We start from the raw sequence: 26,279 nt of genomic DNA on the forward strand, positions 1-26,279 counted from the left end.
TTTCCCATGACCCCTATTATTCAGCTTGTGCGCCGTGCCAGCGCCCTTCCCGTGATCGTGGCCTGCATTGCACTGTTTATCCTGATGGTAATGACCTTTTGCGACGTGATCCTGCGTTCGGTCTTCAATGCGCCCATTGAGGCCGCCACCGAGCTGACGCGCATTCTGATGGCAATTCTGGTGTTTTCTGTCCTCCCGATCGTCTCCACCACCAATGGCCATATCGCGGTCGATCTGACAGACGGGTTCTTCCACCGTCTGCATCTGTCGCGTGCGCGGGACGTTGTGATCTATGTGGTCAGCGGCATCATGCTGTTCTGGCCGGTCCAGCGCGTTTGGGTCCTGGCCGAGCGTGCGCGGGATTATGGGGATGTAACCGAATATCTTTCAATCCCCACCTACCTGATCGGCTGGTTCATTACCCTGTCTGTTGCCATCACTGCACTGGTGATGATCGCCACTGGGCTGCTAAGGGCCTTCGCCCCAAATACACTGTCGGAGCCTATGTAATGACCGCAGCGCTAATCGGATTTGCGATTGTATTGATCTTGGTGCTGGTGCGCCTTCCTATCGTCTTTGCCATGGGTCTGGTCGGCACATTGGGATTTGCCTATGAGCGTGGCGGCTCAATCTTTGATGAGCGCGGGATGAAGGCTGCCATGTCCATGGTGGGCCGACAGATCACCGACACTGCGCAGGACTATGGTCTGTCGGTTGTGCCGCTGTTCATCCTGATGGGCTTGTTCGTGAACAAGGGCGGCATGGCGCGCGAGCTTTATGCGGTGTCCAACGCTTTCTTGGGCCACATGCGCGGTGGCATTGCCATGGCGACGGTTGCGGCCTGTGGCGGATTTTCGGCTATCTGCGGATCGTCGCTGGCAACCGCCGCCACGATGTCAAAGGTCGCGATGCCGCAGATGCGACGCTATGGCTATTCCGACGAACTTTCGACCGCCTCGATTGCCGCCGGTGGTACATTGGGCATTCTGATCCCACCATCGGTCATTCTGGTCATCTACGGGCTGCTGACCGAGACCTCGATCGGGAAATTGTTCATGGCGGGCATCATCCCCGGCATCCTCGGCATTCTGTTCTACCTCTTCGCCGTGCGCTGGACCGTCTGGCGCAACCCCGAGGCCGGTCCAGCCGGAGAGCGTGCCACATGGTCCGAACGCATCCGTGCGCTGGGCTCGGTTTGGGCGGTGCTGCTGCTGTTCTTTCTAGTCATTGGTGGGCTTTACGGAGCCTTCGATTTCGAGCCATTGAACTTGACCTTCTCCCCCACCGAGGCCGCGGGCATGGGCGCCGCCGGGGCCTTCTTGATTGCGCTCTTTCGCGGAGGGTTGACCGTAGGCTCAACTTTCGAAGTGCTGAAAGAGACCTGCTTTACCGCGTCTGCCTTGTTCGCGGTGTTGATTGGTGCGCAGATATTCTCAAATTTCATCAATCTGGCCGGTTTGCCCGAAGCCCTGATCGCGATGGTGACCGCCTATGATGTGGCTCCGTTTGTCGTGATCCTGATGATCCTTGGTATCTACATCATTCTGGGTTGCGTCTTCGAATCTCTCTCGATGCTGTTGCTGACGGTTCCGATCTTCTTCCCGTTGGTCACGTCTCTGGGCTATGACCCAATCTGGTTTGGCATCGTCGTCGTGGTTGTCACCGAAATCTCGCTGATCACTCCACCCGTAGGCCTGAACGTCTTCATTCTGAAAGGCGTGGTGGGTGACGTCTCGACCGGCACCATATTTCGTGGCGTCACTCCGTTCTGGATCGCCGATATCTTCCGCCTCGCGCTGATCGTGCTGGTGCCCATCGTGGTGCTGTATCTGCCGCAGCAAATGGGCGCTTTGGGACACTAGTCCCACCGCATCAAACAGGAGAACACCATGTCCCTGCATCAGATTTCCAGCTTCGCCGCTGGTACTTGGGTCGCGCCTGGAGAAGGCGCACGCACCATCGCATCCGCCATCACCGGCGCACCATTTGCCAGCGCTGGCAATGCCGCGCTCGACGTACAGGCGATGCTTGACTATGCGCGCAATACCGGTGGCCCCGCGCTGCGCAAGTTAACGTTCCACGATCGTGCCCGGATGCTCAAGGCGCTGGCGCAAGAGCTTTCGGCGCATAAACAAACCCTTTACGACCTGAGTTTCGAAACCGGAGCCACGCAGAAGGACCACCTGATCGATATCGATGGTGGCATCGGCACGATGTTTGTCTTTGCCTCAAAAGGCCGGCGCGAGATGCCGGATGCGCAGGTTTATCTGGACGGCGAAATCGAGCAGTTGTCACGCAATGGCACCTTTTTGGGGCAGCATATCTGCACGCCCCTGCAAGGGGTCGCGGTTCATATCAACGCCTTCAACTTCCCGGTCTGGGGGATGCTGGAAAAGCTGGCCCCGACGCTGCTGGCTGGCGTGCCTGCAATCGTCAAGCCGGCTACCAACAGTTGCTACGTCACCGAACTGGCAGTGCGGATCATGCTGGATAGCGGCATCCTGCCTGCCGGTGCGCTACAGCTGGTCTCGGGCGGGTTGGGCGACATGCTCGATCACTTGGATTGTCAGGATGTGGTCAGCTTCACAGGCTCGGCGAATACCGCGTTGAAGCTGCGGCAGACGCCTGCGATCTTGCAGAACTCGGTCCGGTTTGTGGCCGAGCAGGACAGCTTGAACGCTTCCATCCTCGGGCCCGATGCCACGCCCGGCACGCCCGAATTTGACCTGTTCGTCAAGGAAGTCTCGCGCGAGATGACCACAAAGGCGGGCCAGAAATGCACTGCCATCCGACGCATCATCGCGCCCCAGCTGCAGGTCGACGCCATAATTGCCGCGCTGTCTGACCGATTGGCAAAGATCACCATCGGCGACCCCCGTTCCGACACCACTCACATGGGCGCGCTGGTGTCGAACGGGCAGAAAGCCGACGTTCTGGATCAGGCAGCTCTGATCGGGCAAGAGGCTGAACGGGTTTATGGCAACCCCGACGCGTTCGACCTGCACGGCCCTGAAACCGGCGCATTCGTTCCCCCGATGCTGTTTTACTGTGCTGACCCCGACAAAGCGCAGCGCGTGCACGATACCGAGGCCTTCGGCCCAGTTTCGACCCTCATGGGCTACCGCGATCTGGATCATGCGGTGGCACTTGCCAATCGCGGGCAGGGATCTCTGGTCACGTCGCTGATCACTCACGACACAAACGTCGCGCACAACGTAGTGATGGGGGCCGCAGCCTATAACGGGCGGATTTACATCAACGACCGCGACTCGATGGCTGAATCGACCGGCCACGGATCTCCGCTGCCCCATATGGTGCATGGTGGGCCGGGCCGTGCGGGCGGCGGTGAGGAAATGGGCGGCGTGCGCGGAGTGAAACACTATATGCAGCGCACGGCCATTCAGGGCTCCCCGCGCATGCTTAGTGGTATCAGCACCAAATGGGTGCCAGGAGCGCCCGAAATCCAAGGTCCGGCACATCCGTTCACCCGTAAATTTGGTGAGTTGCAGGTCGGAGAGACGCTGCACACAGCCTCGCGAACCATCACGCTGGAGGATATCGAACACTTCGCCAATTTCACCGGCGATACCTTTTATGCGCATATGGACGAGGACGCGGCGGCGCGGAACCCGTTCTTCCCCGGTCGTGTGGCGCATGGTTATTTGTTGCTCAGCTTTGCGGCGGGCCTGTTTGTCGAGCCGAACGAGGGGCCGGTGCTGGCCAATACCGGGCTGGACGGGCTGCGGTTCATGAAGCCCGTTGTTGCTGGCGACAGCATCAAGGTGCGCCTGACGGTAAAGCAGAAAACCCCACGCAATGACGATTATGGCGAGGTCCGCTGGCACGTGTCCCTGACCAATCAGGATGACGAACCGGTCGCAGAATACGAACTTTTAACCATGAACGCCCGCTGAGCCGCTATACTACCTGTTTTTCTTATTGGGCCTAATGGGTTAAACTGGGTCCATGACCGAAAAGAGCTCGTGGTTCGAAACGGCTGTGGCCGAACTGGCGGACCCGCAAGACCAGCGGGTCTGGTCGATTATCGTCTCGCTGTTTGGTGACATGGCACAAGAGCCCGGCGCGCAAATCTCGGGCGGTGTTCTGACCCGGATCATTGAGCCGATGGGCATCAAACCCGAAGCGATCCGCGTCGCTCTGCACCGGCTGCGCAAGGACGGCTGGATTGAAAGTGACCGGATTGGACGCGTCTCGCGCCATGTCCTCTCGGAATTCGGCCGGACGCAATCCGCCGCCGTCACGCCGCGCATATATGCGCGCGGTCCTTCGCCCATTGAAAATTGGCATCTTCTGATCGCCGAAGACGGGTCGGGCACTCAGGTGCTTGAGGACGTGATGCTCAGCGACGACTATATCCCCATTGGGCGCAACGTAGCGATGGGTGCGGGGCCTGTGCCCGATCAGTCGGACGGTTTGCTGGCCTTGGACATCTCTCCGCACGCAGCCCCCAAGTGGGTGCAGGATCGGTTGTGTCCACCCGAATTGCGTGCCTCTTGCAAGGCTCTTCTGGGCGCGGTCGAACGCGCGGCGAAGTCCCGCCCCGAAGGCTGGGCGCCTACACCCTTGCAGAGCGCAACACTGCGCACCCTGCTGGTGCATCGGTGGCGGCGCGTCGTGCTACGCCAGCCGGACTTACCTTTGGCTTTTTATCCTGTTGATTGGGCTGGCCCTGCTTGTCGCGATAGCGTGTTCGGGCTGCTTGATTTGCTGCCACGACCGTCAGCTGATGTGTTGAGCGGAAGTGGTTGAACGCTGAGCGGTCTGTTCAACCATATTATCAGTGCGGCGCACATACCGGGTGCTGGGAGCTTTTCTGACCAAGTCATACCAATTTACACACCAATAATTAGGTTGCGGTTATCTGCCTGCCAATTCAGCCGTTCAGAAAACGCATGGTGCAATCGGGCCCCGGGCAATACCATCGCCTGAGCAAACCTACCGGAGATCCGTGATGTCGATTTTGCTAACGATTGTCTTGTTGCTGATGTCCCTTTTGCTGGGGATGCACATCTGGACTCGTCGCCTAACGCGGCAGGGCACCGAAATGGTGTCGCAACTGGGGCGGATCGTGCCCGTTCACGGTGGCAGCATTCACTATGTCGAAAAAGGCGACCCTTCCAACCCGACAATTGTCATGATCCATGGCCTATCAGGCCAATTGCAGCATTTTACGTATGCATTGGTGGATGATCTTGCTCAGGATTATCACGTTCTCGCGGTTGACCGTCCGGGCTGTGGCTATTCCACGCGCGATGCTGCCCAGTTGGCGGAATTGCCCGAACAAGCCCGCATGATCCACGAGTTTCTGGAAACAAAGAACGTCGATCAAGCCACACTGGTCGGTCATTCTCTAGGTGGCGCCGTGTCTCTTGCGATGGCACTGGATTATCCCGACAACACGGCGGCATTGGCGCTTCTGGCCCCCTTGACGCAACAAATGCCGGAACCGCCCGCCGTTTTCAAACCACTTGAAATCCGTACCGAGTGGCTGCGCAACCTTATTGGCAATACAATCGCCGTCCCGATGGCCCGAAAAACCGCACCCCTCGTCCTGAAAGACGTCTTCGCACCCGAGCCCGCGCCCTCAGACTTCCTGAACCGTGCTGGGGGTGCCCTTGGTCTTCGCCCCTCAGCCTTTATCACCGCCTCACAGGATGTTGTTGGGGTAGAGGCCAGCATGGGTGCCCTGACTTCACGCTATAACGATCTGCGCGTGCCCGGAGGCATTCTGTTCGGGACAGAGGACCCGATCCTGTCCGCCGAGCTACACGGTGCCACAATGACGAAATTCGGCCTGACCTTTGAGGTCATGGAACACCGGGGTCACATGATACTCATCACAGAACCCGAAGTCTGCGCGCGTTTCATCCGCCAGATCGCCGAGAATTCCCGCACCCGGCTGGCAGAGCAGGACGCGCATTGAATAACGCAATAAAGAATCTCGGCAGGCACGCTTTTCCCTCTTGACCCTCCCCGGCCCCTCGCTTAAATCGCCTCTCACTCGTGGCGGAGTAGCTCAGTTGGTTAGAGCAGCGGAATCATAATCCGCGTGTCGGGGGTTCAAGTCCCTCCTCCGCTACCAGAACTTCCCAAACAAGTACTGCGGCCCTGTTAGCTGGGTATCCATTTGGATCGCGCCCTCGGGTTCCGTGCGAGTTCAGACCAAACGCTGCAGTTCTTTGCGCTTCGTCGGTCTGAGGCCGCGAAGCGAGTTCTACCGCAACGTAAAAGGTTGGTTCCGGGCATGAACCGCGTGATTATGGTACTAAATCCGAGAAAATCAAATAAACCGAACGATCGGTCGAAAATATAGTTGAATACGAACGCAGACCGGGCCAGTCTTTGATCGCGCCGTGTCCGGGGATTCCCTGATTTACTACTGGCATCGCATTTCGTCTGAGGAGGCACGATCATATGACCCAAGTCATCGGGTATGAGAAAGTGGGCGATATCGCCGTTTTGTCGGCTGAGAACCCACCCGTTAACGCGCTGGGCGTGGATGTGCGCCGGGGTTTGTTGTCGGCGATCGAACGTGCCGAAACAGAGGGCGCGCGCGCGGTTTTGATCTATGGTGAGGGTCGGACTTATTTTGCAGGCGCAGACATTCGCGAGTTTGGCAAGCCGCCACAGGACCCGTGGCTGCCCGCACTCTGTGATCGGATTGAGGCGTCGCCCTTGCTGGTGGTTTCTGCGTTGCATGGAACCGCGCTTGGTGGTGGGCTTGAGGTTGCCTTATCCTGTCATTATCGCGTTGCCGTGCCGTCTGCGAAGGTGGGGTTGCCCGAGGTTAATCTTGGTATCATTCCTGGCGCTGGCGGCACCCAGCGCTTGCCGCGTGTTGCCGGAGTCGAGGCTGCATTGGACATGATCACGACGGGGCGGCACGTCCGAGCTCCAGAAGCGCTTGAGATGGGTGTGCTGGACAAAGTTCAGGATGGTGATCCGCGCGAGATCGGCCTGGCCTATGTCAGAGAGCTGCTTGCAACTGATGCACCTCGGCGTCCTGTTTGCGATATGGCCCGGCCCGCCCCAATCGATTTTGATGCGGCCTATAACGCGGTGCTGAAGAAGGGCCGGGGCCAACTGTCGCCTGCGATTGCAGTGCGGGCAATACAAGCCAGTTGCGAGGCCGAGGATTTTGCATCCGGTTTGGCTCGCGAACGGGAATTGTTCATGGACCTGATGGCCTCGGATCAGCGCAAAGGGTTGATCCACGCATTCTTTGCGGAACGTGCGGTTGCAAAATTGCCCGAGTTGAATGGGGTCGAGCCGCGGGACCTGCAACAGGTCGGCGTCATCGGCGGCGGCACGATGGGCGCTGGGATTGCCACCTCAGTTCTGCTGGCGGGGCTTCCTGTCGTGCTGCTTGAGATGTCACTCGAGGCAGCGCGGTCCGCTAAAGATCGTATCGCGGCAAATCTGGCTGGCGCCGTGAGGCGCGGAAAGCTGAGCCAGGACAAACATGATGATATTCTGCAGAACCGGCTGACCCTGGCCACGGACTATGACGCACTGAGTGGCGTCGATCTGGTGATCGAAGCCGTGTTCGAGGACATGGCAGTGAAGAAAAAGGTTTTTGCGCAACTGGATGCGGTCTGCAAAAGCGGTGCGGTATTGGCGACCAATACCTCATACCTTGATATCAACGAAATTGCCGGATCGACCGAAAGGTCACGGGATGTCATCGGTCTGCATTTCTTCTCCCCAGCACATGTGATGAAACTGCTTGAGATCGTGGTGGCGGATCACACCGCGCCCGAAGTTGTGGCAACGGGTTTCGCGTTGGGCAAGAGGTTGGGCAAGGTGGCCGTTCGGGCAGGTGTGTGCGACGGGTTCATAGGTAATCGGATTTTGGGCACATATCGGAACTGTGCTGATCACATGGTGCTGGATGGGGCGAGCCCATTCCAGATCGATGCTGCGCTGACCGGGTTTGGATTTGCGATGGGCCCCTATGCAGTGTCAGACTTGGCCGGATTGGACATTGGCTGGGCGGCGCGCAAGCGGAAACGGGCCGCAGGCCAGGATCCACGCGTTCGCGACAGTTTCTATGCCGACAAGCTGTGCGAGGCCGGACATTTCGGCCAGAAAACCGGCAAGGGCTATTACATATATGAAAATGGCAAGCGGGGTGGAGAGCCGAACCCCGAGCTGACATCATTGATCGAAGCCGAGCGTGCGGCTCAGAACATAACTCCACGCGCGTTTACGGATGAGGAGATCATACGTCGCTATATGGTCGCGATGGTGAATGAGGCGGCGAAGGTGGTAGGCGACGGCATCGCGCGTAGACCGCTGGATGTGGACGTTACGCTGCTCTATGGCTACGGTTTTCCGCGCTACTGGGGTGGGCCGCTGAAATGGGCAGATTTGCAGGGTTTGCCGGGCGTATTCAACGATATTCGCAAGTGGGCTGAAGAAGATGCCTATTTCTGGCAACCTGCACCCCTGCTTGAACAACTGGTGGCCGAGAACCGCTGCTTTGATGATCTCAACAAAGGTGCCTGAAGTCTCGGGGCAAAGGCTCTCGTGCCTGCGCAACATTGGCTGCGCCAATATTGCTAGCCGCCTTGGGCCCGGCATCGCGCAAAGCGCGATGCCGGGCCCAACAGGAGGAGGCGTTTCGTAAGAAACGTCGACGACTGGCGGGAGGGTTTGTGGTTAACCTAGTGCACCTTCGGCAGCAGTCCGCACAGCGCGAATATTGTCGCCATAGACCGACGGGTTTGAAACTGACCCGCCTTTAAAAACTGCTGATCCGGCGACCAACACGTCAGCGCCTGCAGCGGCCACCAGAGGGGCTGTTTTGGGATCAACACCGCCGTCGATTTCGATATGCACCGGTCGGTCGCCGATCATCTCGCGCAAACGTTGCACTTTTGCGGTCATGTCGATGAATTTTTGCCCCCCGAAGCCGGGGTTGACGGTCATGACGCACACCAGATCAGTCAGGTCCAACAGGTGCTCGACGGCCTCGGCGGGCGTCCCGGGATTCAACGCGATCCCTGCTTTCATTCCCGCAGCGCGTATCGCCTGCAGCGTGCGGTGCGAATGCGGCCCCGCTTCGACGTGCGCGGTCAGCACATCAGCGCCCGCATCGGCATAGGCTTGAATATAAGGATCGACCGGAGTGATCATCAAATGCACATCCATGACGGTCTTAACATGTGGGCGAAACGCTTTGACCGCTGGGGGACCAAAAGTGAGGTTTGGGACAAAGTGGCCGTCCATCACGTCCACATGAACCCAATCCGCCCCTTGCGCTTCGATGGCCTGAATCTCCTGTCCGAAATTTGCGAAATCGGCTGACAGGATCGAGGGAGCGATCTTGATGGAACGGTCAAAGCTCATGACTGGCCTCATGTGGGTGTGCTGTTGCGGTGGCGTATACCCTCGACTCGCGTCAATGCATAGGCCTGACTGCGGTGAATCTGATCGATAGATTCAATATACAAACCCGCCAGTTCAAAGCCTACTCAGGCGCAATAGAAAAGATATCGATCGGGCGCGATGGTCTCGGGGCCTTCAATCTGCGCGAAACCCGCCAACGGTTGCCCTGAAATCAACAACCCACCGGGTCGCATGACCTGTTTGATCAGAGGGCTGAGGCGCGCCGCTTCCGCAACATCTTCGGACTTGATCCCGCGGCCGAAATCGTAGTGCGCCAGCGCGATTGTTTGGCCTGCGTCCGCCAGTTTACGCAACATCGGCTCGGCCTCACCCTGCAGGAAATCCTGTGCCGGTGGCGTGCTGTCGGGATGACACTGCAAGACGCGATCCATCACCCATATACGCCGAGAGGGCAGAATCTCTCGCAGATGATCATAGGTACGTCCGTTACCTAGCCCCAAGTCCAGAACGTCCCCTTCCATGGTGCCGATCTGTGCGGCGGCCCAGTTTAGCCCATCGCGTTGCGCCGTCAGGCGGCGCAGCATGGAATCCAGTCGGCTCATTCGGGCTCTCCTTGCGAGTTCAGTTGCGTGGTGCGGTCCAGGGTGTGCCCGGTCCATCAAGCAGCCTGTGCAACAGATCCTGTGTAAACGTCCAGATGTCCTGATCATGGACCAGATGATGCGTCAACACCCCAAATGCTTCGGCATTGTCTGCGCGACCGGTGCGTCGGTCATGCAGCAGCTCAACTGTCTGTGCGATCAGTCTGTGAGGGTCGATTAAACCGCGCGTTCCGCGCCAGTCGATTGGATCGAGATGTGTGTTTATCTGCGCGAGGCCGGGCGCTGCGAGCGGTATCTTTCGGGGGGTCGCCGTCGACAGTATCCGATAGCCCAGCCCGTGAAGCTGCATGGCGACTTTGGAGTCGATCCGATTCCACGGGGGCACAAACATCGGACGTAAGTTGTCACCGAACAAACCTCGCAGCCGGGACAATCCAGCCTCGGCATCTGCAACTACCGCTTCAAGGGGCCGGTGCAGGCGAAATTCGGCTTTCTTCTCGTCTGCAGGCGCGTGGTTCTGATGCGCCCAGCCATGCACAACCGGGATCAAAACAGACTGATCCGACACATACTCTGCCAGCGCCGTCTGCGCCTCACGCGGGATTACCGCCAGATGGACTGGCAGGCCGAGCTGGTCTGACATGGCCGATAGCTTTTCTATCTGTGGTGTCACTGCAACCGCATCGTCATCACGCCACCACAAGGGCAGGGTCAATCCTGCATCCTGCCAGCGCCGCAACTCTGACTGCAAGGGGCGCCAATCAGGCCTCATCGGCTGGCCTCGTACAAGCTCACTGCAATATCCACTGACCGGCGCGCGCCATCAAACCCTTCGGTCATCGGGGGGCGTTCAACACTCGAAATGACATGCTCCAGCGCATCGGCCAGCGAGCCGGCGGTCAGGTCAGAACTGTTAAGCACCTCGATCCCGTTCAACTGCGAAAGAGATCGCGCGCGCAAAGATTGCTCAACCTCTTTGCCATCATCGAACGGTATCAGAACCGCCGGGGTGCCGCTTTGCAGCAGGTCCATGGCCGTGTTGTAACCGCACATGCTGACCGAGGCGGCGGCTAGCGGCAGCATTTGGCGAAACTCAGGGCGGACGGATTCAAGAAGAACCGAGGTACTCTGGGTCATTTGCGAAAGCTGGGAAATCCGTGCTTCTGCATCCTGCCCGCCCACCAACAATCGCCAGCGCCTGTTGGGCATCTTTTGGGCGGCCTCGATGGCCACTTGAAAGATCGGCTGACCGACCGACCCGCCACCCGCGCTGACCAATATCTCGCCTTGGCCTATGCCATCCGGATGGCTGGGCGCAGCACTTGGGGCGACGAAACCGGTGTAATGAAGGCGCGATGCCAGTTGATCCGAGACAGGCCAACTGACCTCCAGCTCGGTGATCTTGGGGTCGGAATGGACCAGAACGCCGTCGTAAAACTCTGCGATAACCTCATCCGTTTGGGTTACCTTTGCGGGCTTCGATGGCGGCGCAAGAATGTCACGGATCGAACCCAGGATGACGGGTGGCCGAGGTAGGTCTCGTGCGGCTTTCAATGCAGATTTGAACTCCGCGGCCAAAGAGCGCCGCCCGAACGGATAAAGCTCGGTGATCAGAACCTGCGGCCCGAAGCTGCTTACCGCCTGCGTCAGGGCGTTTGTGCGCGCAGCGAAGTAGGCCAAGTCGGCCACAGCGCCATTCTGATCAAGCAGGCGGGTGAAATCGGTGCCATCAGACCGCAGCGGCGGTAAATTCAGTAATGATAATCCACGTGTGCCAAGCTGAGGCGCAGGCATGCCACCCGAGACCACAAACACCTCGTGGTCCTGTTCGGCGAACGCGCGCCCCAATGTAAGGGCCCGGCTAAGGTGTCCGGTCCCTAACAGATGGGTAACAACGATCATCACCTTCATGGTCAAACCTCACGCGCAATCAATCGAACGGGTTCGGGTTCAGGCCGCATTTCGTCCAAGTCTACGATAAACAGTCTGTTGCGCTTGATCTTGAACGGCGCGGGGCCGGCAAAATTCCAGCCCCACGCCTTGGCCAAGATCACCCTCATGATGCCGATATGGCAGACCGCGAGATTGTCGCCGTCCAAGCCCGCCAGCCACGGCGCGATACGCGCCCATAATTCGGCTGGGCTTTCGCCGCCCGGAGGCCGATAATCCCAGCCCCAGTCTTCGATGTGGCGGTAACCGCTATCGGGTGTCTCGATCAGCTCAGCACCGCGCTGTCCCTCCCATTCGCCCCAATTCATCTCGGTCAGGGCCTGAGATGTTTTGGGCGCTTTACCCGATACCAACTGCGCTGTTTCAGACGCGCGGCTTAGCGGGCTGGACCAGATTGATGCCGCGTTCCATGGCGACGGCAGGCAATACCTCGCAAGTTCAGCCCGAGCGTCGGCATCCAACGGAATGTCGCTGCGCCCCTGAATGCGACCCGCGCGATTCCAATCCGTGTGTCCATGGCGCAGAAGGGCGAGACGGGTCATCAACTTTTCTCCAACAAGGGGCGCACAGTGGTCCAGAACCGCACGGTGGCGGATGGCATCAGATGGCGGTGCGCGACATACGCGCGGGCGCGATTGCCCTCAGACTGGCTCAGGTCGGGATGGTCCAGAAACCTCTGTATACGCGCGGCCAACCCTTTGGCACCCGATCCGGTATCGGGATGATCGGAAGGTATCAGCACATCATGAACACCGGGGCGATCTTGCGCTGCGACGGGAACGCCGCAGGCCTGGGCTTCAAGATAGACCATTCCATAGGCTTCGTTGACCCCAGGCCAAACGAACAAGGACGCTTGGCTGTACCGGGCCCGCAACGCGTCCCGATCCAGTTGTCCGAGAAACCGGACACGAGGTCTGAACCGCGCCATCAGCGCTTCGACTTCCAATCGGGCCGGGCCATCGCCTACCACGTCCAACGCCCAATCCCCTGTCAGATGTTCCAACGTGTCGGCCAGAATGGCGTACGAGGCCAGCTTGTCCCCCGGCCGCATCATGCCCACGGTCAGCATCGGCCCATCACGGGTCGAAACAGGGGGTAACTCCGTGATGGGAAGAAACGGAGGCAGCTCGACGAGCGCCTGCGTACCGAACCTTTCCCGTTCTAACGTGATCAAATCGTTGGCAGTGTGGTAAAAAATCACCTGCGCAGAATCGCACGCGTCGTGCGCCGCTTGCGCAAAATCAGCCCATGGGCCTGCAAGCCGGCTGTTGGCGCGGGTACTTTCCAGCTGCACATACGGGATGTCTCTTGCGCGGCTCACCGCTGGGCCGAGCAGATCAGGAGCCTTATAGTAGTTGTGATAAGTCACCCACAGGTTCGTGTCAGAGGGCAGTTCCTCAGCCAGTCGTGCAGCCTCGGCAGTTGCCTTGCGGCGGAATTCGTCCTGAAGCGCGCGGTCGCCTGCTTTGTCGTAAATCCGCAAATGCGAGGCCAAGTCGACAATGTCTCCCTGAGCGCCGAGGGCCTGCATCAGGTTGCGGGCCATTTCGCGATCACCCGAGGGCTTGGGACTGTCGGGGGACTTCATCGGTGCATAGAAAGCCACCCGCGCCATCAGGGTCCGTCCGCGCACAAGGCGTTGAGCCGCTCGGACAAGCGACGTATGCCCGGGTCCATCCGGAAGTCGGCGATCAACCGGTCATACGCGGCCTCAGCCATCTCGGCCGTTCTGGTCGGGTTCCTGGCGAGATCCGCAATAGCCGAGGCAAGAGAAGTCGGGTCATCTGCTGACAACTGACCGTGAACACCGGAATCAATGAACTCCGGGATGGCTGACACCGGCGTTGACAGGATCGGGAGGCGCTGGGACGCGGCTTCCATCAAAACATTGGGTAAACCATCGCGGTCGCCGTCGGCAGCAATTCTGCTGGGCAGGACAAACAGATCAGAGCGGCGCATCTCGGCAATGACTTCCGGTTGATCGCAAGCCCCCATCCACGTGATCCGATCGGAAATCTCTGCGGCATCGGCTTGTGCGCTCAACTCATCGCCCAGATTTCCGCCGCCGATATGGGTCCAATGCCAATTCAGCGATCTGGGGAGTAGCGCGAAAGCTTGGAGAAGCCGGTCAAAGCCCTTCTTTTCGACAAGACGCCCGACCGACAGCATGTGAAAGGGTGCATCCTCTGCACGCGAACACTGCTGGGGAGGTGCAGGAAACCGCGACAGGTCCAGCCCATGATAGATCAGTTCTACCCGCGCAGGATCATCAGCCAGTTCGCGCAGATGTGCGGCACCAATGGCAGTACAGGTTGCCCCGAAGATGGCGCCGTGAGAGGCCAGTTGCAGCTTTTCCCGCTTTTCCCAGTCTGGTGAGGTCCAGATATCTTTGGCATGCGCCGAAAAACTCCAGGGCAGGCTGCGCATGATAGACGCATAGCGGGCGACCGAAGACGGAGTGTGCATGAAATGCGCATACAGCGCCCGCGTTTGATCGGGCAGCTCAGCGGCCAATACGCAGGCCTGACCAAACCGGCGAATTCGGTTGTGAGTCGGGTCTCGGTGAAGGTCTTGCCGCCAGACCTGGTAAGCTTGCGCGTATCCGGGCAGACGAGCTGCAATGTCTCGCGCAGTCGCCAGCCGCTCAGGCTCTTCATAAAGGTATTCCGGCAGGTAATGCACCTGCCCCTTGAAGCGATCGTGCAGAGGATGGCGCTTGGTATCGGTCGGGTGGCGCAACGACCAGATATCGAAGCTGTGCCCTGCCTCCTGCAAGGCCACCAATTCTTGCGCGATGAACGTCTCGGACAGGCGCGGCCAGCCTTTGACCAGCACCGCCAGCTTGGGGGGTTCGCGCGTCATCCGGTGGCGCGCTCTTGTTCCGCGCCTAGCAGCGCGTTTATGCGATGAGTGACGTAGCTTAGCCCGTCCAACAACCCTGCGCGAATGGCCTGCGAAGGCAGCGGCTGATGGGGCAAGGCGCGGATCGCGCGGATCATTGCATCCGCCGTCAGACCGTCACGGTTTTCATCCAGCATGCGTACCAGACCCAGATCCTCGGCGCGTGAGGCACGAATCCATTGCTCCAGCCGCGGCGTCGTGCGCGGAACAATGACGGCGCGTTTGTCGAAGGACAAAACCTCGCAGAAGGTATTGTACCCGCCCATGCAGACCACACCGGCAGCGCCCGCGAACAGCGTTTCGATCTGCGATTCAAAGCCAACGGCGGTCACACGGCCATTTAGGGCGGCGACACGGGTTTCAAAATCTTCGCGTAGTTCGCCTGACAGGAAGGGCCCATAGACCAGCACAGCGCGGGGTGACAGATCCGGGTCTTTTTCATATGCGGACAGCACCAAATTGACCATCGCCTTGCCATCCCCGCCACCACCAGGGGTGATCAGGATATACGGTTGTTCTGGTGGCTCACCAACCGGCCCAAGATCGCGACGTAGATACCCTGTCCAATGAATGCGCTGTTGCGTCGCCGGGCTGAGGGGAAGGCCTTGTGTAGGATCGTAGACCGATCGCAACCCATATACCCAGATCTCATCATAGAATCGTTCAGTCGCCGAGATCGCGTCCTTACGCTCCCATTCGGCGGCCAGTACTTCGGGCTCATCCAGAACGTCGCGCAGGCCCAGAACCAATTTGGTTGAGCAGGAGTTTTCAAGATATTCAAGCGTCGGCAGCAGCTCACCGCGAAAACCGGTAGGCTCTTTGTCGACGATCAGCACATCGGGGTCGAACTGTTCGACAGATGTCTGGATCAGGCTTGCGCGCAACTCGGTCACATCATCGATGCCCATGCCGATGGTCTGCGAAGCATACGAGCCGTCGGCGCGTTTGGTGACCCCGGGTAGACGGACATGGTCAACGCGACGCGGAAAAGTAAACCGTCCGGCAATGGGTGAACCGGTCAATATGAGGGCCGAAGCGCGTTGATCGGCTTGTGTTATGGCCGCAGCCAGCGCGCGTGACCGGCGCAGGTGACCCAGGCCGAACGTGTCGTGACTATATAGCAGGATGCGCGGTGCGCGGCCGTGATTTTCGTTTTTGATCCCTAGGCTCATGCCTTCGCCTGTTTCGGTTCCGGTGCAACTCCGCGCGTCTGCACCTGATTATCGTAATTCTGCCAGACCTTCTTGCCAAAGGCACAGATTCCGCCGTCCAAATGCGCCAAACATTGCGAATTGGCAACAGCATAATGCCACCGCCGGCAACAGGCGCACCTTGCGATATGCAGGCCGATGGTTCTTCATGCACAAGCCAATTCGGAGGCTGGACGCCTCAGGTGGTCATATTCAATTTTTGTTGTCTTGGAAACACTTTATCCCATCCATTGCGTCAGGAACACGGGCTCTCACGATGTTGACACCGCGTGTGCGGATGATTTGAACAGCCTTCTGAGGTTCTATAGTCTTGGACGCAGCTACGAATTGGATGCGATATACGATGAAAATGAATGTTCTGGCCGGGCTGATTTTGGTGATTTGGGCGGCAATGCTGGCCAGTGCAACCGACGCGTTTGCGCAAACTTCGCTTATTCCGGGATACCCAATAGGATCAAGCGAGGAAACCGGTTCTTCAAGCTCTGCCGCTGACAGCGATCTGGCGGCGGCCATTCGATCCGCTTCCGAGGCGGGCGCAAGCGTAATCGTAATCGACAGCGCCGGGCAGGTTGTATCGGCAGCGGGCAATAGCGCCGACGCGACGCCAGAGGCAGATAGCATTGATCACATGGCTGAGGGTTCTCAGCTGATGAAGGCGCAAGAGCGGTTCTCAAAGTTCCGGGATTCCGTACGCTCGCGGATGGAGGCGCTGCCCTATTCGGTCTTTGAGGTCCAATACATCCTCAGACAGACCAGTCCGGACGGGCGGATTCAGACCTATGTCGAGGTGTTGGTCCTGAATGTGTTGTTCCTTTTGCTAGGGCGATGGTTGTCGATCGAAATCTACGGCAAGCGCATCGCGAAGCGTTTGGTGGTTGCGCGCATCAAGGAAAACCCGGTTGGCTATCGTGAAAAGATGCCTTTCCTTGTGTATCGTTTTGTGATGGGCATTGGCGGAACGATCTTTGCCATGCTCATGGCGCTGATCGTTGGCTATCTGTTCTTTGGTGAAGCGGAAGACATATCAATCCAGTTTACCGTTACGGCAATCTTTACCGCATTCTTCCTTTCGCGCACTGTCTCGGACTTGTGGCGGATGGTTCTGTCGCCTTACCTCAGCCAGTATCGCTTGCCGCCTTTTTCAGACCGGGACGCCAAGCGCCTGTATGTTTGGGCGTCAGCACTGGCGACCTATGACATCTCGGTTGTTCTGTTCTCGACATGGGTCGCGGATTTTGGGCTGAACTATAACGTCTATGCCATGGTCTATGGTAGCCTGACGCTGATCGGGGCGCTGGGCAACATACTGATGATCCTGTTCAATGCACGCGCGATCTCGAACGCCATTCGTGGCGGGCGTGCTCCGGATCAGGTGTCTTGGATACTGAAGTTCATCTCTTTCGCCTGGGCGCCGGTTCTGGTGCTTTATATGGTGTTCAGCTGGTTCAAACTGGCCGTTGATCTGGTGCTTGAGGTTCAGGATTCGATCCCGATCGTGGCCAGCAGCTATGCCATCTTTATGTCCGTCGTCGTGGCCTACGGCGCGATGAACTATCTGCTTGAAAGGTATTTTGATCGCAATCGCAGAATTGAGGTGATGAATGCCGACGCAGAAGCGGCTGAGCAGATCGAGGATGAGCTGGTGGCTGATACGCCGCAGGCCGAAAAGCGCAAACACGCCATTCTGACGTACGAAGACCTTGCCCGTCGTGTGGCAGGCATTCTGGCCTTTGTGGTGGGTCTCTATGCGCTGGTAGTGATCTGGAACCCGCAGGCCAATTGGTCGGATGACTTGCCGATCGAGCGGGCACTGGATGTGATGGTGATCCTGTTTATGGGTTACATTCTGTTTCACTTCTTCCGCGTCTGGATCGATAGCAAGATCGCGGAAGAGACGGATGACGGCGGTGCTGAAGCCGAGCTGGGCGACGAAGGAGGCGAAGGTGGGCAGAGCCGTCTTGCAACTTTGTTGCCTCTGTTCCGCGGGGCCATTCTGGCTGTGGTCGTTGTGACCATCGCGCTGATTGTATTGATGGAACTGGGGATTAATGTCAGCCCGCTGTTTGCCGGTGCAGGTGTTGTGGGGCTGGCCGTTGGTTTCGGGTCGCAAACCTTGGTCCGCGACATCTTCTCGGGTGCGTTCTTCCTGATGGATGATGCTTTCCGCAAGGGTGAATACATCGACATCGGTGATGTAAAGGGGACGGTCGAAAAGATATCGGTCCGGTCCTTCCAACTGCGCCACCACCTTGGTGCGCTCAACACGATCCCGTTTGGAGAGATCAAGGTTCTGACAAACTATTCCCGCGACTGGGTTATCATGAAGCTGCCGTTGCGGGTGACCTATGACACCGATGTCGAAAAAGTGCGGAAGCTGATCAAGAAGCTGGGTCAAGAGCTGCTGAGCGATCCGGTGATTGGTGATAACTTCATCCAGCCGCTGAAATCGCAGGGTGTGATCGAAATGCAGGATTCTGCGATGATTATCCGGGTCAAGTTTATGACCAAGCCGGGCGATCAGTGGCTGGTGCGCAAGAAAGTCTATCAGGATATTCGTGAGCTGTTTGCCCGTGAAGGCATCCGGTTTGCGCATCGGGAAGTCACCGTGCGACTGGCGGATGACAAAGAGGTCGAGGACCTGACTCCCAAACAACGCGAGGCTGTCACAGGGGCCGTTCAGGCCGCGATTGACGAAGACTATCTGGACGATATCGGCCCCGGCGGTGGTGATGATCGCTAGGAGGGCTCCCGCCCCTTTGGTTTGCGTCTCTGGCGAGACGTCAACCAAAGCGTTGGGCCGGGCCGCGCGTCCCGCGCGGCGGCAGCTTTAAGCGGTAAGTGACGGCCAAGTGGGCTGCGAAGTTCCCAGTTTGGACGCAGGCAAAGCCCAGTGCATCTTTGCGGATCCAACGGTTAGCGCCGGCTTCAATCGATAGCCGGGCCCCCACCCGGAAGGTTCGAGCGCATCCGCATAATCGACAGGCAGCGACTCGGTAATTTCGTCACCGGGCTCGCTCTTGGCGAGGGTGGCCAGCAATTCGGCGGTGCGCGCCAGCGAGAGCCGGGCATCCATGACGGCCTGACCGGATGCGGCTTCGGCGAGCGCCGAGAGCAGGGCGGCTGCCATCAAGTAGCCAGTTGCGTGATCCAGTGCCTGAACAGGCAACGGAGTTGGCTTGTCGGCCCCCGCCCAACCCATCCCTGCATGTGCGATTCCGGAACTCATCTGTACAAGGCTGTCAAAACCGCGGCGCGCTGCCCAAGGTCCTTGCCAGCCATAGGCGTCTAGCGTGACTTCAACCCTGTTGGGGGCGAGCTGATCCCGCGTGTTTTTACCCAGACCGAGTGCGTCCAAAGCGCCGGGCCGATACCCGTGGACAAGTATGTCCGCTTGGGCCAGCAGCTCTTGCAGTTTTGCTTTTCCATCGGGTGATTTCAGGTTCAGATAGGCGCAGTGCTTGCCGAGAGAAATGTCAGGAATGACGCCAGGTTCATCCCAGCCGGGTGGATCGATCCTCAGGACCTCGGCGCCAAAACCCGCAAGTGTTCGTGTCGAGACTGGCCCGGCCAGAATGCGGGTCAGATCGAGCACACGCAGCCCAGAAAGAGGTCGCGCGGCAGTCGCCTGAGGCCGATCACGTAGTTGAATATTGCGTGGCCCCTGCCATCCGATCAACGGCTCGCGGGCCAATATGCGTCCTTGCGGATGGTCATGCCACTCAGAGCGGCTGCGCATTGCGGCAGCGACGCCGCCCTCGGCGACAATCGCGGCTTCCAGTTCAGAGATGCTCCAATCCCGAACTGCGCGCGATACCAGCGCACGGTCCGGCGCGACTTGCAAAACATTAAGGGCGGCGGCGCGATGACTGGGCAGGTTGGTGTGCAGCCTGATCCACCCATCAGAGGCCTGATAGTCGCCAGCAATCGCGTCCCAAAGGCTGGGCATATCCCACCCTTCGGGTTTGAAGGAAAAGCCATACCACAAGGAGGCCAGTCGATGATCTACGGCCACCTCCAGAGGTGCAGGCGCCAGGTTCAAGGCTGTCACAAGGCGCGACAGCTCCTGCCCGACTGCCGCAAAACTGGCCGTCGCCAGCTCCGAAACCGCGAAGGCGCTGGGCCGCGCACCCGCCCCATTGACCCTGTAGGTGTCAGTTGAGGGGAGGGCGGACAGCAAGCTCATTGCTGATAGGGATCAAGGCTGTCGCGCAGCCCATCGCCAAGGAAGTTGAAGGCCAGCACCACGACGATGATCGGTAGCATCGGGATCGCGGTCCATGGATAGATTTCGATTGAGGCGAGGTTCTGCGCGTCGTTCAACATCACGCCCCAACTGACCGCCGGGGCGCGCAGCCCAAGGCCAAGGAAGCTGAGGGCGGTTTCGCCCAAGATCATCGCAGGGATTGATAGCGTGGCCGAGGCAATCAGATGCGACATGAAATTGGGTAGCAGGTGCTTTCGGATCACACGACCGGAACTTGCGCCCATCATCTCGGCCGCACGTACGTATTCCTCTTCCCTGAGAGACAGGAATTTTGCGCGGACAGATCGGGCAAGGCCTGGCCAATCGAGAATGCCGAGGATGATCGAGATGATGAAGAATACCGCGACCGGGCTCCAATTTGATGGCACCGCGGCGGATAAGGCCAGCCAGAGGGGAAGTTCCGGCAGCGAGCGCAGGATTTCGATCACACGGTTGATGGTCCAGTCGATGCGCCCTCCGAAATACCCGGCCATTGATCCGAACAGGATGCCGAGGAAGAAGGATACCGAAATGCCGATCAGGCCCACTGTCAGCGACAGTTGCGCGCCATATAGGATGCGGCTGAATACATCACGGCCCAGACGGTCCGAGCCCCACAGAAACAGCGTGGCCCCTTCGGGTGCGCAGAACAGATGCGTATCGGATTTGATCAGCCCTGCGAGTTTGTATTCTGACCCTTCGCAGAAGAACCGGATTGGGCGCGGGTCTTCCGTGTCAGCGACGAATTTCCACTGGAAAGTTTCAAGGTCCGCCTCTGCAACTATTGGATAAACGTAGGGGCCGATGAACTTCCCCTCATGAAACCAGTTGACCGACTGGGGTGGAGCATACAGGTGCTCTCCGTTCCGGTCATTGGGGCCGTAGGGGGCGATAAAGCCCGCAAAAGGCAGCATCAAGTAACAGAGCAGCAAGAAGAGGCCAGAAATCAGACCCAGCTTGTGGGTCCTGAACTTGCGCCAGACCAGCACCCAATTAGGGGCATCGAGATCTGCGCGCTCAAGCTGCTGAATAGAGGCCTGCGGGTCAAATGGTGCGTCGTCGACATAGCGATCATCTGGTTTGTCGGTCATGCTTCGCGCCCCTCATAACGAATGCGCGGATCAAGCATGACCAGCAGGATATCGGAAATCATGGTGCCGATCAGCGTCAGCAGAGCCACGAACATAAGAATGAAGGCCGACAGGAACTGGTCCTGCGTTTTCAAGGCAGTCAGCAGGGTCGGGCCGATTGTTTGCAGACCCAGAACTACCGAGACCAAAACCGACCCTGAAACCATCGAGGGCAGCAGGTTGCCAATGTCGGCGACAAACGGGTTGAAGGCCACGCGCAATGGGTATTTCGTCAGCATCCGCGATGGCGACATGCCCTTGGCGATTGCTGTTTCGACATAAGGTTTCCCTAGTTCATCCAGCATATTGGCGCGCAGGCGCTGCATCATGGCCGAAGCACCCGAGGTTCCGATGACGAAGGTTGGAACGATCAGGTGGACAAGGATGGATTTCAACTTGTCCCAGCTCATCGGTTGTCCCTCAAAGGAAGGGTCCATCAGGCCGCCGATGGGCAGGTTGAAATAGCGATGGCCATAGTAGAATAGGATCAGCGCCAACAGGAAGTTCGGGGTCGCAAGACCCAGATAGCCTACAAAGGCCGAGGTATAGTCGATCCACGTCCGTGATCTGGCCGCAGCGATGACCCCCAATGGTAGAGCAACGGCATAGACGAATAAAATGGCGGCCAGATTGACCACAACCGTCAACCAGAGCGTATCGCCCACGATCTCGCGCACGGGGCGGTCGAATTCGAAGGACCAGCCATAATTGCCCTGTAACAGGCCCTCGAACCCATGCGGTCCGGGCCAGAAGCCCATCCAGATCAGGTACTGCTCGGGCAACGACCGGTCCAATGAGTATTCCTTGCGCAGAAACTCGGCCTTGGCGACACCGGCGGACTGTCCTGAAGCCTGCAGTTCGGCGATCTGGTTGCTGAGATAGTCGCCGGGGGGCAGGTTGATGATCACGAAAATCAGAACCGACACCACCAGCAATGTCAGCAGCATCGTGAAAAAGCGATACACCGCGTAGCGCAGCATGACCATTTAGCTGCTCCTGATCAGTCGGCGAAGAAGAACTCGTCGGGACGGTGAATGCCGAAATGTGCGCCGGGTTCCCATGCCCACATGGCCTGCTCAGGCACATTGCGCAGGCGGTTCGACACGACAATAGGCTGCGGTGCGCCGTTCAGGATGCCGATCGCATAAAGCTGGTCAGCGTGAATTTTCAGCATCTCAGACCAGACTGCGCCGCGTTCTTCATCCGTGGAGGCGATTTCCCAATCGTGGGCAAGCTTCATGAGAAGTTCGGCCTCGGGCATGTCTGGTGGTTCGCCCGACCCTCCATTTGTCTGATAGTATTGGCCCCATTTAGGCCATGCCAGAAAGACCTGATCGGTCGGGGCGAGATAGGCCGGCGATGTGTGGCTTTGCGGAATGCCGTCATCCCAGCCGAACCAGACCGACGCCATTGTATTGCCCGAGAAGACCCGGTTGCGCAGGATGTCTCGATCCAATGGTCGCATGACCAGTTCGACTCCGATCTCACGCCAGGTATCCGTGACGATCTGCAGGGCATTTTCAACCTCTTGCCGCTCACCTGCGGTTTCGATGATCAGCTCCATCGGACGCCCGTCGGGCAACAGTCGGATACCATCTTTGTCACGCTCGGTCAGCCCAGCCTCATCAAGCAGAGCATTCGCCTTGTCGACGTCATACTGTGCCCAAGCCTGCGCATTCGCTTCGTCGTAGAAGGGCGATGCGGGCAGAACCGACATCGCGCCGGGTTGGGCCAGCTTGAAATAGAGCGCCTGATTGATCGTCTTGCGATCAATGGCGAGCGACAGTGCCCTGCGTACACGTACATCGCGCAGAACCTCGCGCCACGCATCGTCAGTGTAGTTCAAATTGGGATAAATCGCGATCTGCGACGCGACGCCTGTTTTCCACAGAAGCGTCTTGTATCCACCTTCAGCCTCGCCCTTTTTCAAGATCGAGGCATCGCGGAATGCCAATCCGCGACCTTGCAAGTCGGTTTCACCCGCATTTGCTTTGGCCGCGACCAAACCCGGTGCGACGATTTCCATTTCGACTACGTCGATATAGGGCAGCTGAACCCCATTTGAATCCACCCGATGGTAATAAGGGTTACGGACAAAGTTGTGCCGGATTTTCTTGCCCGAACTTGCGTTGAGCCATGGCTGCAATGTTGGCAGCTCGTGGTTGTCGTACTTATACAGGTTGTCCAGTTTGTTGTGTAGGGCTGCCCAGCTTTTGACCCGTGCATCTTCGACCTGAAATGCCAGTTCTTCGGGGTCTGCAAACTTCTCGTGATATTGCTTAAGGAACTCAGACGGTCGATAGATAAAGGGCGGCCGCGCCTGAGCAAGTGATTGCAGGAAATTCGGGTTGGGGTCATCCCATTCGAATACAACTGTTGTTTCGTCGGGGAAGGTGACGGTGGGTGTTTTGCCTTCAACCAGCAGGAAATCTGGTGGGCCTGAAGGGCTGAGCAATTCGTTGTTGGCCACATCCTCCCACCAATACCGGAAGTCTTCGGATGTGAACGCGGATCCGTTTGACCATTTGTGGCCGGGTCGCAGGTTCAAAGTAAATTTGCGATTGTCTTCATTTTCGAAAGAAGCCAGCAAATCCGGGACGATGTTGTAATCCTGATCGAAGCCCACAAGCCTTGCGTAGCCATAGACCACCATTTGCCGAATATCTTTGGACCGGGTGACCATCGTGCGCAGTGTACCGCCGGGTACGCCGAATTCGCGACCTTTGGCGGCTAAGTCCACGATCAGCGGATCTTGCGGAATACGTTCAGCAACCGGTGGCAGGTCGCCGCTTTCAACCTCGGTTTGCCAGAACGCGTTTTCCTGAAGATTAGACGGAATTTCTGCCACAGCGGGCAGCATTCCTGCGATGGCCAGCGACGCGGCCAGAATCAATCGGTGAGTGGTCTTAAACATGGCAACGTACCTTATGGCCGGGCTCCAACTCTATCAAAAAAGGTATCACGGAGTCGGAAAATCGAAAGGCGTCATCCCAACTGTCGGGAGAACCGGCACCTAACGCAACCAGTTTCAGATCAATCGGGCGATTGATATCTGGTTCCGGCTGGGCGGCAATCAGTGCCTTGGTATAGGGATGACGTGGATTGTAGAACAGAGTTTCGGGTGGGGCTTGTTCCACCACAAGACCCCGGCGCATGACGGCGACCTCGTCGGCAATGCGCGCGACGACGGCCAGATCATGTGAGATGAACAGGTAAGACAGGTTCAGACTGTCCTGCAGTTCTTCGAGCAGGGTCAAAATTTGCTCTTGAACGGATACATCCAGCGCCGAGGTTGGCTCGTCACAAACAATCAGCGCCGGGTCCAGCATCATCGCGCGGGCGATAGATAGGCGCTGTCGTTGTCCACCAGAAAACGCATGCGGATAGCGTTTGAGCATATCGGCATTCAGCCCGACCCGCTGCAACATCGCGGCCGCTTTGTCGCGCTGCTCTGCCACGGTGCCGAGGCGGTGTATCTCCAACGGCTCGGTCATGGCATCCTGAATGCGCATACGGGGGCTAAGAGAGCTATAGGGATCCTGAAACACCATTTGCGCCTTGCGCTGAAACGCGGTGCGTTCGGTCCGTGTCATACTGTGAACCGTTATCGGTTCGGAATCCCTTGTTGTTCTGAACAGAACTTCGCCGCCCGGGTCGGGCAGTTCAGCGCCCAGAGCGATTCTGGCGGCGGTTGTTTTGCCAGACCCGCTTTCGCCAACGATTGCAAGCGTCTTGCCGCGCGCCAGCTTCATATCTACGCCCCGGCAGGCATGGATCAGTTTGTCGGCTTTCCAACCTTTGCTCGATCGCATCGTGTAGGTCTTTGAGACCCCGGTCATCTGCAGAATTAGGTCCTCGTCGGGCATCGGTATGCCGACGGCATCCTGATCGGGTATCTCAGGCGCAGCGTCGAACAGCTGCTGCGTATAGGGGTGCGCCGGATCATTCAGAATTGGTGCTGCCGGGCCAGCTTCCATCACGCGGCCTTTGTGCATGACGACCACCCGCTCGGCCATGTTAGCAACTACACCCAGGTCATGGGTGACAAGGATCAGCGCCATACCGGTCTCGCGCTGCAGCTCTTTGATCAGCCCAAGAACCTGCGCTTGGGTGGTAACATCCAGCGCTGTTGTCGGCTCGTCCGCGATGAGCAATTCAGGCTTGGACACCATGGCCATGGCAATCATGGCGCGCTGGCGCATGCCGCCGGACAGCTCGAACGGATAGCTGTCGTAGGCGCGGGCAGGGTCGGGGAAACCAACCCTCTCAAACTGGGTCAGAACTTCTTTGCGGGCCTGTGCATCGGATGCGCCGCGATGCAACCAAAGAACTTCGCTGACCTGATTTCCGATTTTGTGAAGCGGTGACAGAGATCGCATCGGTTCCTGAAAAATCATAGAAACCCGATTGCCGCGAATACCACGCATCTGTCTTTCACTCAGTTCGATCAGATTAGCGGTGCCTTTGGAATCGTTCAGCGTGATCGTTCCGCTACGGATCTGGGCGGTACGCGGCAGAATACGCAGTGCAGCGCGACAGGAAATCGTTTTGCCCGAACCGGATTCTCCAACCAATGCAAGTGTCTGCCCGGGTTCGACCTCGAAGCTGACATCTTGGACAACGGATGGACCCGTGCCAAAGCCGATGCTGAGATCCCGAACGGACAACAACGCACTCATGCGGGTTTTCCACCCGTCTGGCCGCTAGAAAACATCGGCTTTGTGAACTCCCTGTCTTTTTTGAGCAGTTTCGCGCGGTTGGGGCGGCGTAGTCAAACACCTTCTTCACCCGAATTGTCGCGGAATCGTGAAACTCGGGCCGTATGGCTACACAAAGTCTTGAGTTTTTGCCATCAAAGGCGCAATCGCCC

General features: G+C 58.3%; 20 protein-coding genes and 1 tRNA gene. 8 read left to right on the forward strand and 13 right to left on the reverse strand.

Features of this window, described 5'->3' with window-relative positions:
- Nucleotides 1-6: 6 nt before the first annotated feature.
- From ACR0DK_RS16290 to ACR0DK_RS16320, 7 genes are all read left to right on the forward strand, one after another.
- Entirely contained in the window at nt 7-510 is a 504-nt protein-coding gene (locus ACR0DK_RS16290; protein WP_223117615.1) for a TRAP transporter small permease, read from the forward strand.
- On the forward strand, nt 510-1,862 hold the full coding sequence (locus ACR0DK_RS16295) for a TRAP transporter large permease (RefSeq protein WP_170397698.1): 1,353 nt from the start codon (nt 510-512) through the stop codon (nt 1,860-1,862). The genes ACR0DK_RS16290 and ACR0DK_RS16295 overlap by 1 nt, the downstream gene beginning before the upstream one ends.
- A gap of 27 nt (nt 1,863-1,889) precedes the next feature.
- A complete protein-coding gene (paaZ, locus tag ACR0DK_RS16300; protein WP_480737136.1) occupies nt 1,890-3,914 on the forward strand; it encodes a phenylacetic acid degradation bifunctional protein PaaZ in 2,025 nt (674 codons plus the stop codon).
- A gap of 52 nt (nt 3,915-3,966) precedes the next feature.
- Complete coding sequence (locus ACR0DK_RS16305) at nt 3,967-4,770, forward strand: PaaX family transcriptional regulator C-terminal domain-containing protein (RefSeq protein WP_170424488.1); 804 nt, start codon at nt 3,967-3,969, stop codon at nt 4,768-4,770.
- 202 nt (nt 4,771-4,972) lie between these two features.
- Nucleotides 4,973-5,944 carry an alpha/beta fold hydrolase gene (locus ACR0DK_RS16310; RefSeq protein ID WP_480737139.1) on the forward strand — a complete coding sequence of 324 codons (972 nt, stop codon included), beginning with the start codon at nt 4,973-4,975 and terminating at the stop codon, nt 5,942-5,944.
- A gap of 82 nt (nt 5,945-6,026) precedes the next feature.
- A tRNA-Met gene (locus ACR0DK_RS16315) sits at nt 6,027-6,103 on the forward strand.
- Between the two features lie 332 nt (nt 6,104-6,435).
- Nucleotides 6,436-8,529: a 3-hydroxyacyl-CoA dehydrogenase NAD-binding domain-containing protein gene (locus tag ACR0DK_RS16320; RefSeq protein ID WP_480737141.1), complete on the forward strand. Its 2,094-nt coding sequence runs from the start codon at nt 6,436-6,438 to the stop codon at nt 8,527-8,529.
- Nucleotides 8,530-8,682: 153 nt separating this feature from the next.
- Here ACR0DK_RS16320 and rpe read toward each other — a convergent pair whose 3' ends face one another.
- The 8 genes from rpe to ACR0DK_RS16360 all read right to left on the reverse strand — a co-directional run bounded on the left by rpe (nt 8,683) and on the right by ACR0DK_RS16360 (nt 15,997).
- Nucleotides 8,683-9,372 carry a ribulose-phosphate 3-epimerase gene (gene rpe, locus ACR0DK_RS16325; RefSeq protein ID WP_170511244.1) on the reverse strand — a complete coding sequence of 230 codons (690 nt, stop codon included), beginning with the start codon at nt 9,370-9,372 and terminating at the stop codon, nt 8,683-8,685.
- A gap of 125 nt (nt 9,373-9,497) precedes the next feature.
- Nucleotides 9,498-9,974, reverse strand: coding sequence for a class I SAM-dependent methyltransferase (locus ACR0DK_RS16330; RefSeq protein WP_480737144.1), 477 nt, complete (start codon nt 9,972-9,974; stop codon nt 9,498-9,500).
- A 19-nt stretch (nt 9,975-9,993) separates the two neighbouring features.
- Entirely contained in the window at nt 9,994-10,746 is a 753-nt protein-coding gene (locus ACR0DK_RS16335; RefSeq protein ID WP_480737146.1) for a polysaccharide deacetylase family protein, read from the reverse strand.
- On the reverse strand, nt 10,743-11,885 hold the full coding sequence (locus tag ACR0DK_RS16340) for a glycosyltransferase family protein (RefSeq protein ID WP_480737148.1): 1,143 nt from the start codon (nt 11,883-11,885) through the stop codon (nt 10,743-10,745). The genes ACR0DK_RS16335 and ACR0DK_RS16340 overlap by 4 nt, the downstream gene beginning before the upstream one ends.
- A 2-nt stretch (nt 11,886-11,887) precedes the next feature.
- A complete protein-coding gene (locus ACR0DK_RS16345) occupies nt 11,888-12,466 on the reverse strand; it encodes a histidine phosphatase family protein (protein WP_480737149.1) in 579 nt (192 codons plus the stop codon).
- Nucleotides 12,466-13,539, reverse strand: a complete 1,074-nt coding sequence (locus ACR0DK_RS16350) for a glycosyltransferase family 4 protein (RefSeq protein ID WP_480737151.1) — start codon at nt 13,537-13,539, stop codon at nt 12,466-12,468. The genes ACR0DK_RS16345 and ACR0DK_RS16350 overlap by 1 nt, the downstream gene beginning before the upstream one ends.
- Nucleotides 13,539-14,786, reverse strand: coding sequence for a glycosyltransferase (locus tag ACR0DK_RS16355; RefSeq protein WP_480737153.1), 1,248 nt, complete (start codon nt 14,784-14,786; stop codon nt 13,539-13,541). The genes ACR0DK_RS16350 and ACR0DK_RS16355 overlap by 1 nt, the downstream gene beginning before the upstream one ends.
- Entirely contained in the window at nt 14,783-15,997 is a 1,215-nt protein-coding gene (locus ACR0DK_RS16360) for a hypothetical protein (RefSeq protein ID WP_170424455.1), read from the reverse strand. Before ACR0DK_RS16360 ends, ACR0DK_RS16355 begins: the two co-directional genes overlap by 4 nt.
- 382 nt (nt 15,998-16,379) lie before the next feature.
- Between ACR0DK_RS16360 and ACR0DK_RS16365 the strand changes: the two genes are divergently transcribed.
- Nucleotides 16,380-18,776, forward strand: coding sequence for a mechanosensitive ion channel family protein (locus tag ACR0DK_RS16365; RefSeq protein ID WP_480737156.1), 2,397 nt, complete (start codon nt 16,380-16,382; stop codon nt 18,774-18,776).
- Nucleotides 18,777-18,863: 87 nt separating this feature from the next.
- Here ACR0DK_RS16365 and ACR0DK_RS16370 read toward each other — a convergent pair whose 3' ends face one another.
- Genes ACR0DK_RS16370 through ACR0DK_RS16390 form a run of 5 tightly spaced genes read right to left on the reverse strand, consistent with a single transcriptional unit; the run spans nt 18,864 to nt 26,088 of the window.
- Nucleotides 18,864-20,219 carry a CoA transferase gene (locus tag ACR0DK_RS16370; RefSeq protein ID WP_480737158.1) on the reverse strand — a complete coding sequence of 452 codons (1,356 nt, stop codon included), beginning with the start codon at nt 20,217-20,219 and terminating at the stop codon, nt 18,864-18,866.
- Complete coding sequence (locus ACR0DK_RS16375) at nt 20,216-21,370, reverse strand: ABC transporter permease (protein WP_480737160.1); 1,155 nt, start codon at nt 21,368-21,370, stop codon at nt 20,216-20,218. The genes ACR0DK_RS16370 and ACR0DK_RS16375 overlap by 4 nt, the downstream gene beginning before the upstream one ends.
- Nucleotides 21,367-22,395: an ABC transporter permease gene (locus ACR0DK_RS16380; protein ID WP_170397654.1), complete on the reverse strand. Its 1,029-nt coding sequence runs from the start codon at nt 22,393-22,395 to the stop codon at nt 21,367-21,369. Before ACR0DK_RS16380 ends, ACR0DK_RS16375 begins: the two co-directional genes overlap by 4 nt.
- Before the next feature lie 14 nt (nt 22,396-22,409).
- Nucleotides 22,410-24,323, reverse strand: a complete 1,914-nt coding sequence (locus ACR0DK_RS16385) for an ABC transporter substrate-binding protein (protein ID WP_480737163.1) — start codon at nt 24,321-24,323, stop codon at nt 22,410-22,412.
- Nucleotides 24,316-26,088: an ABC transporter ATP-binding protein gene (locus tag ACR0DK_RS16390; RefSeq protein ID WP_480737165.1), complete on the reverse strand. Its 1,773-nt coding sequence runs from the start codon at nt 26,086-26,088 to the stop codon at nt 24,316-24,318. The genes ACR0DK_RS16385 and ACR0DK_RS16390 overlap by 8 nt, the downstream gene beginning before the upstream one ends.
- Nucleotides 26,089-26,279: the final 191 nt, after the last annotated feature.

This window comes from Ruegeria sp. CE6, from assembly GCF_056537485.1.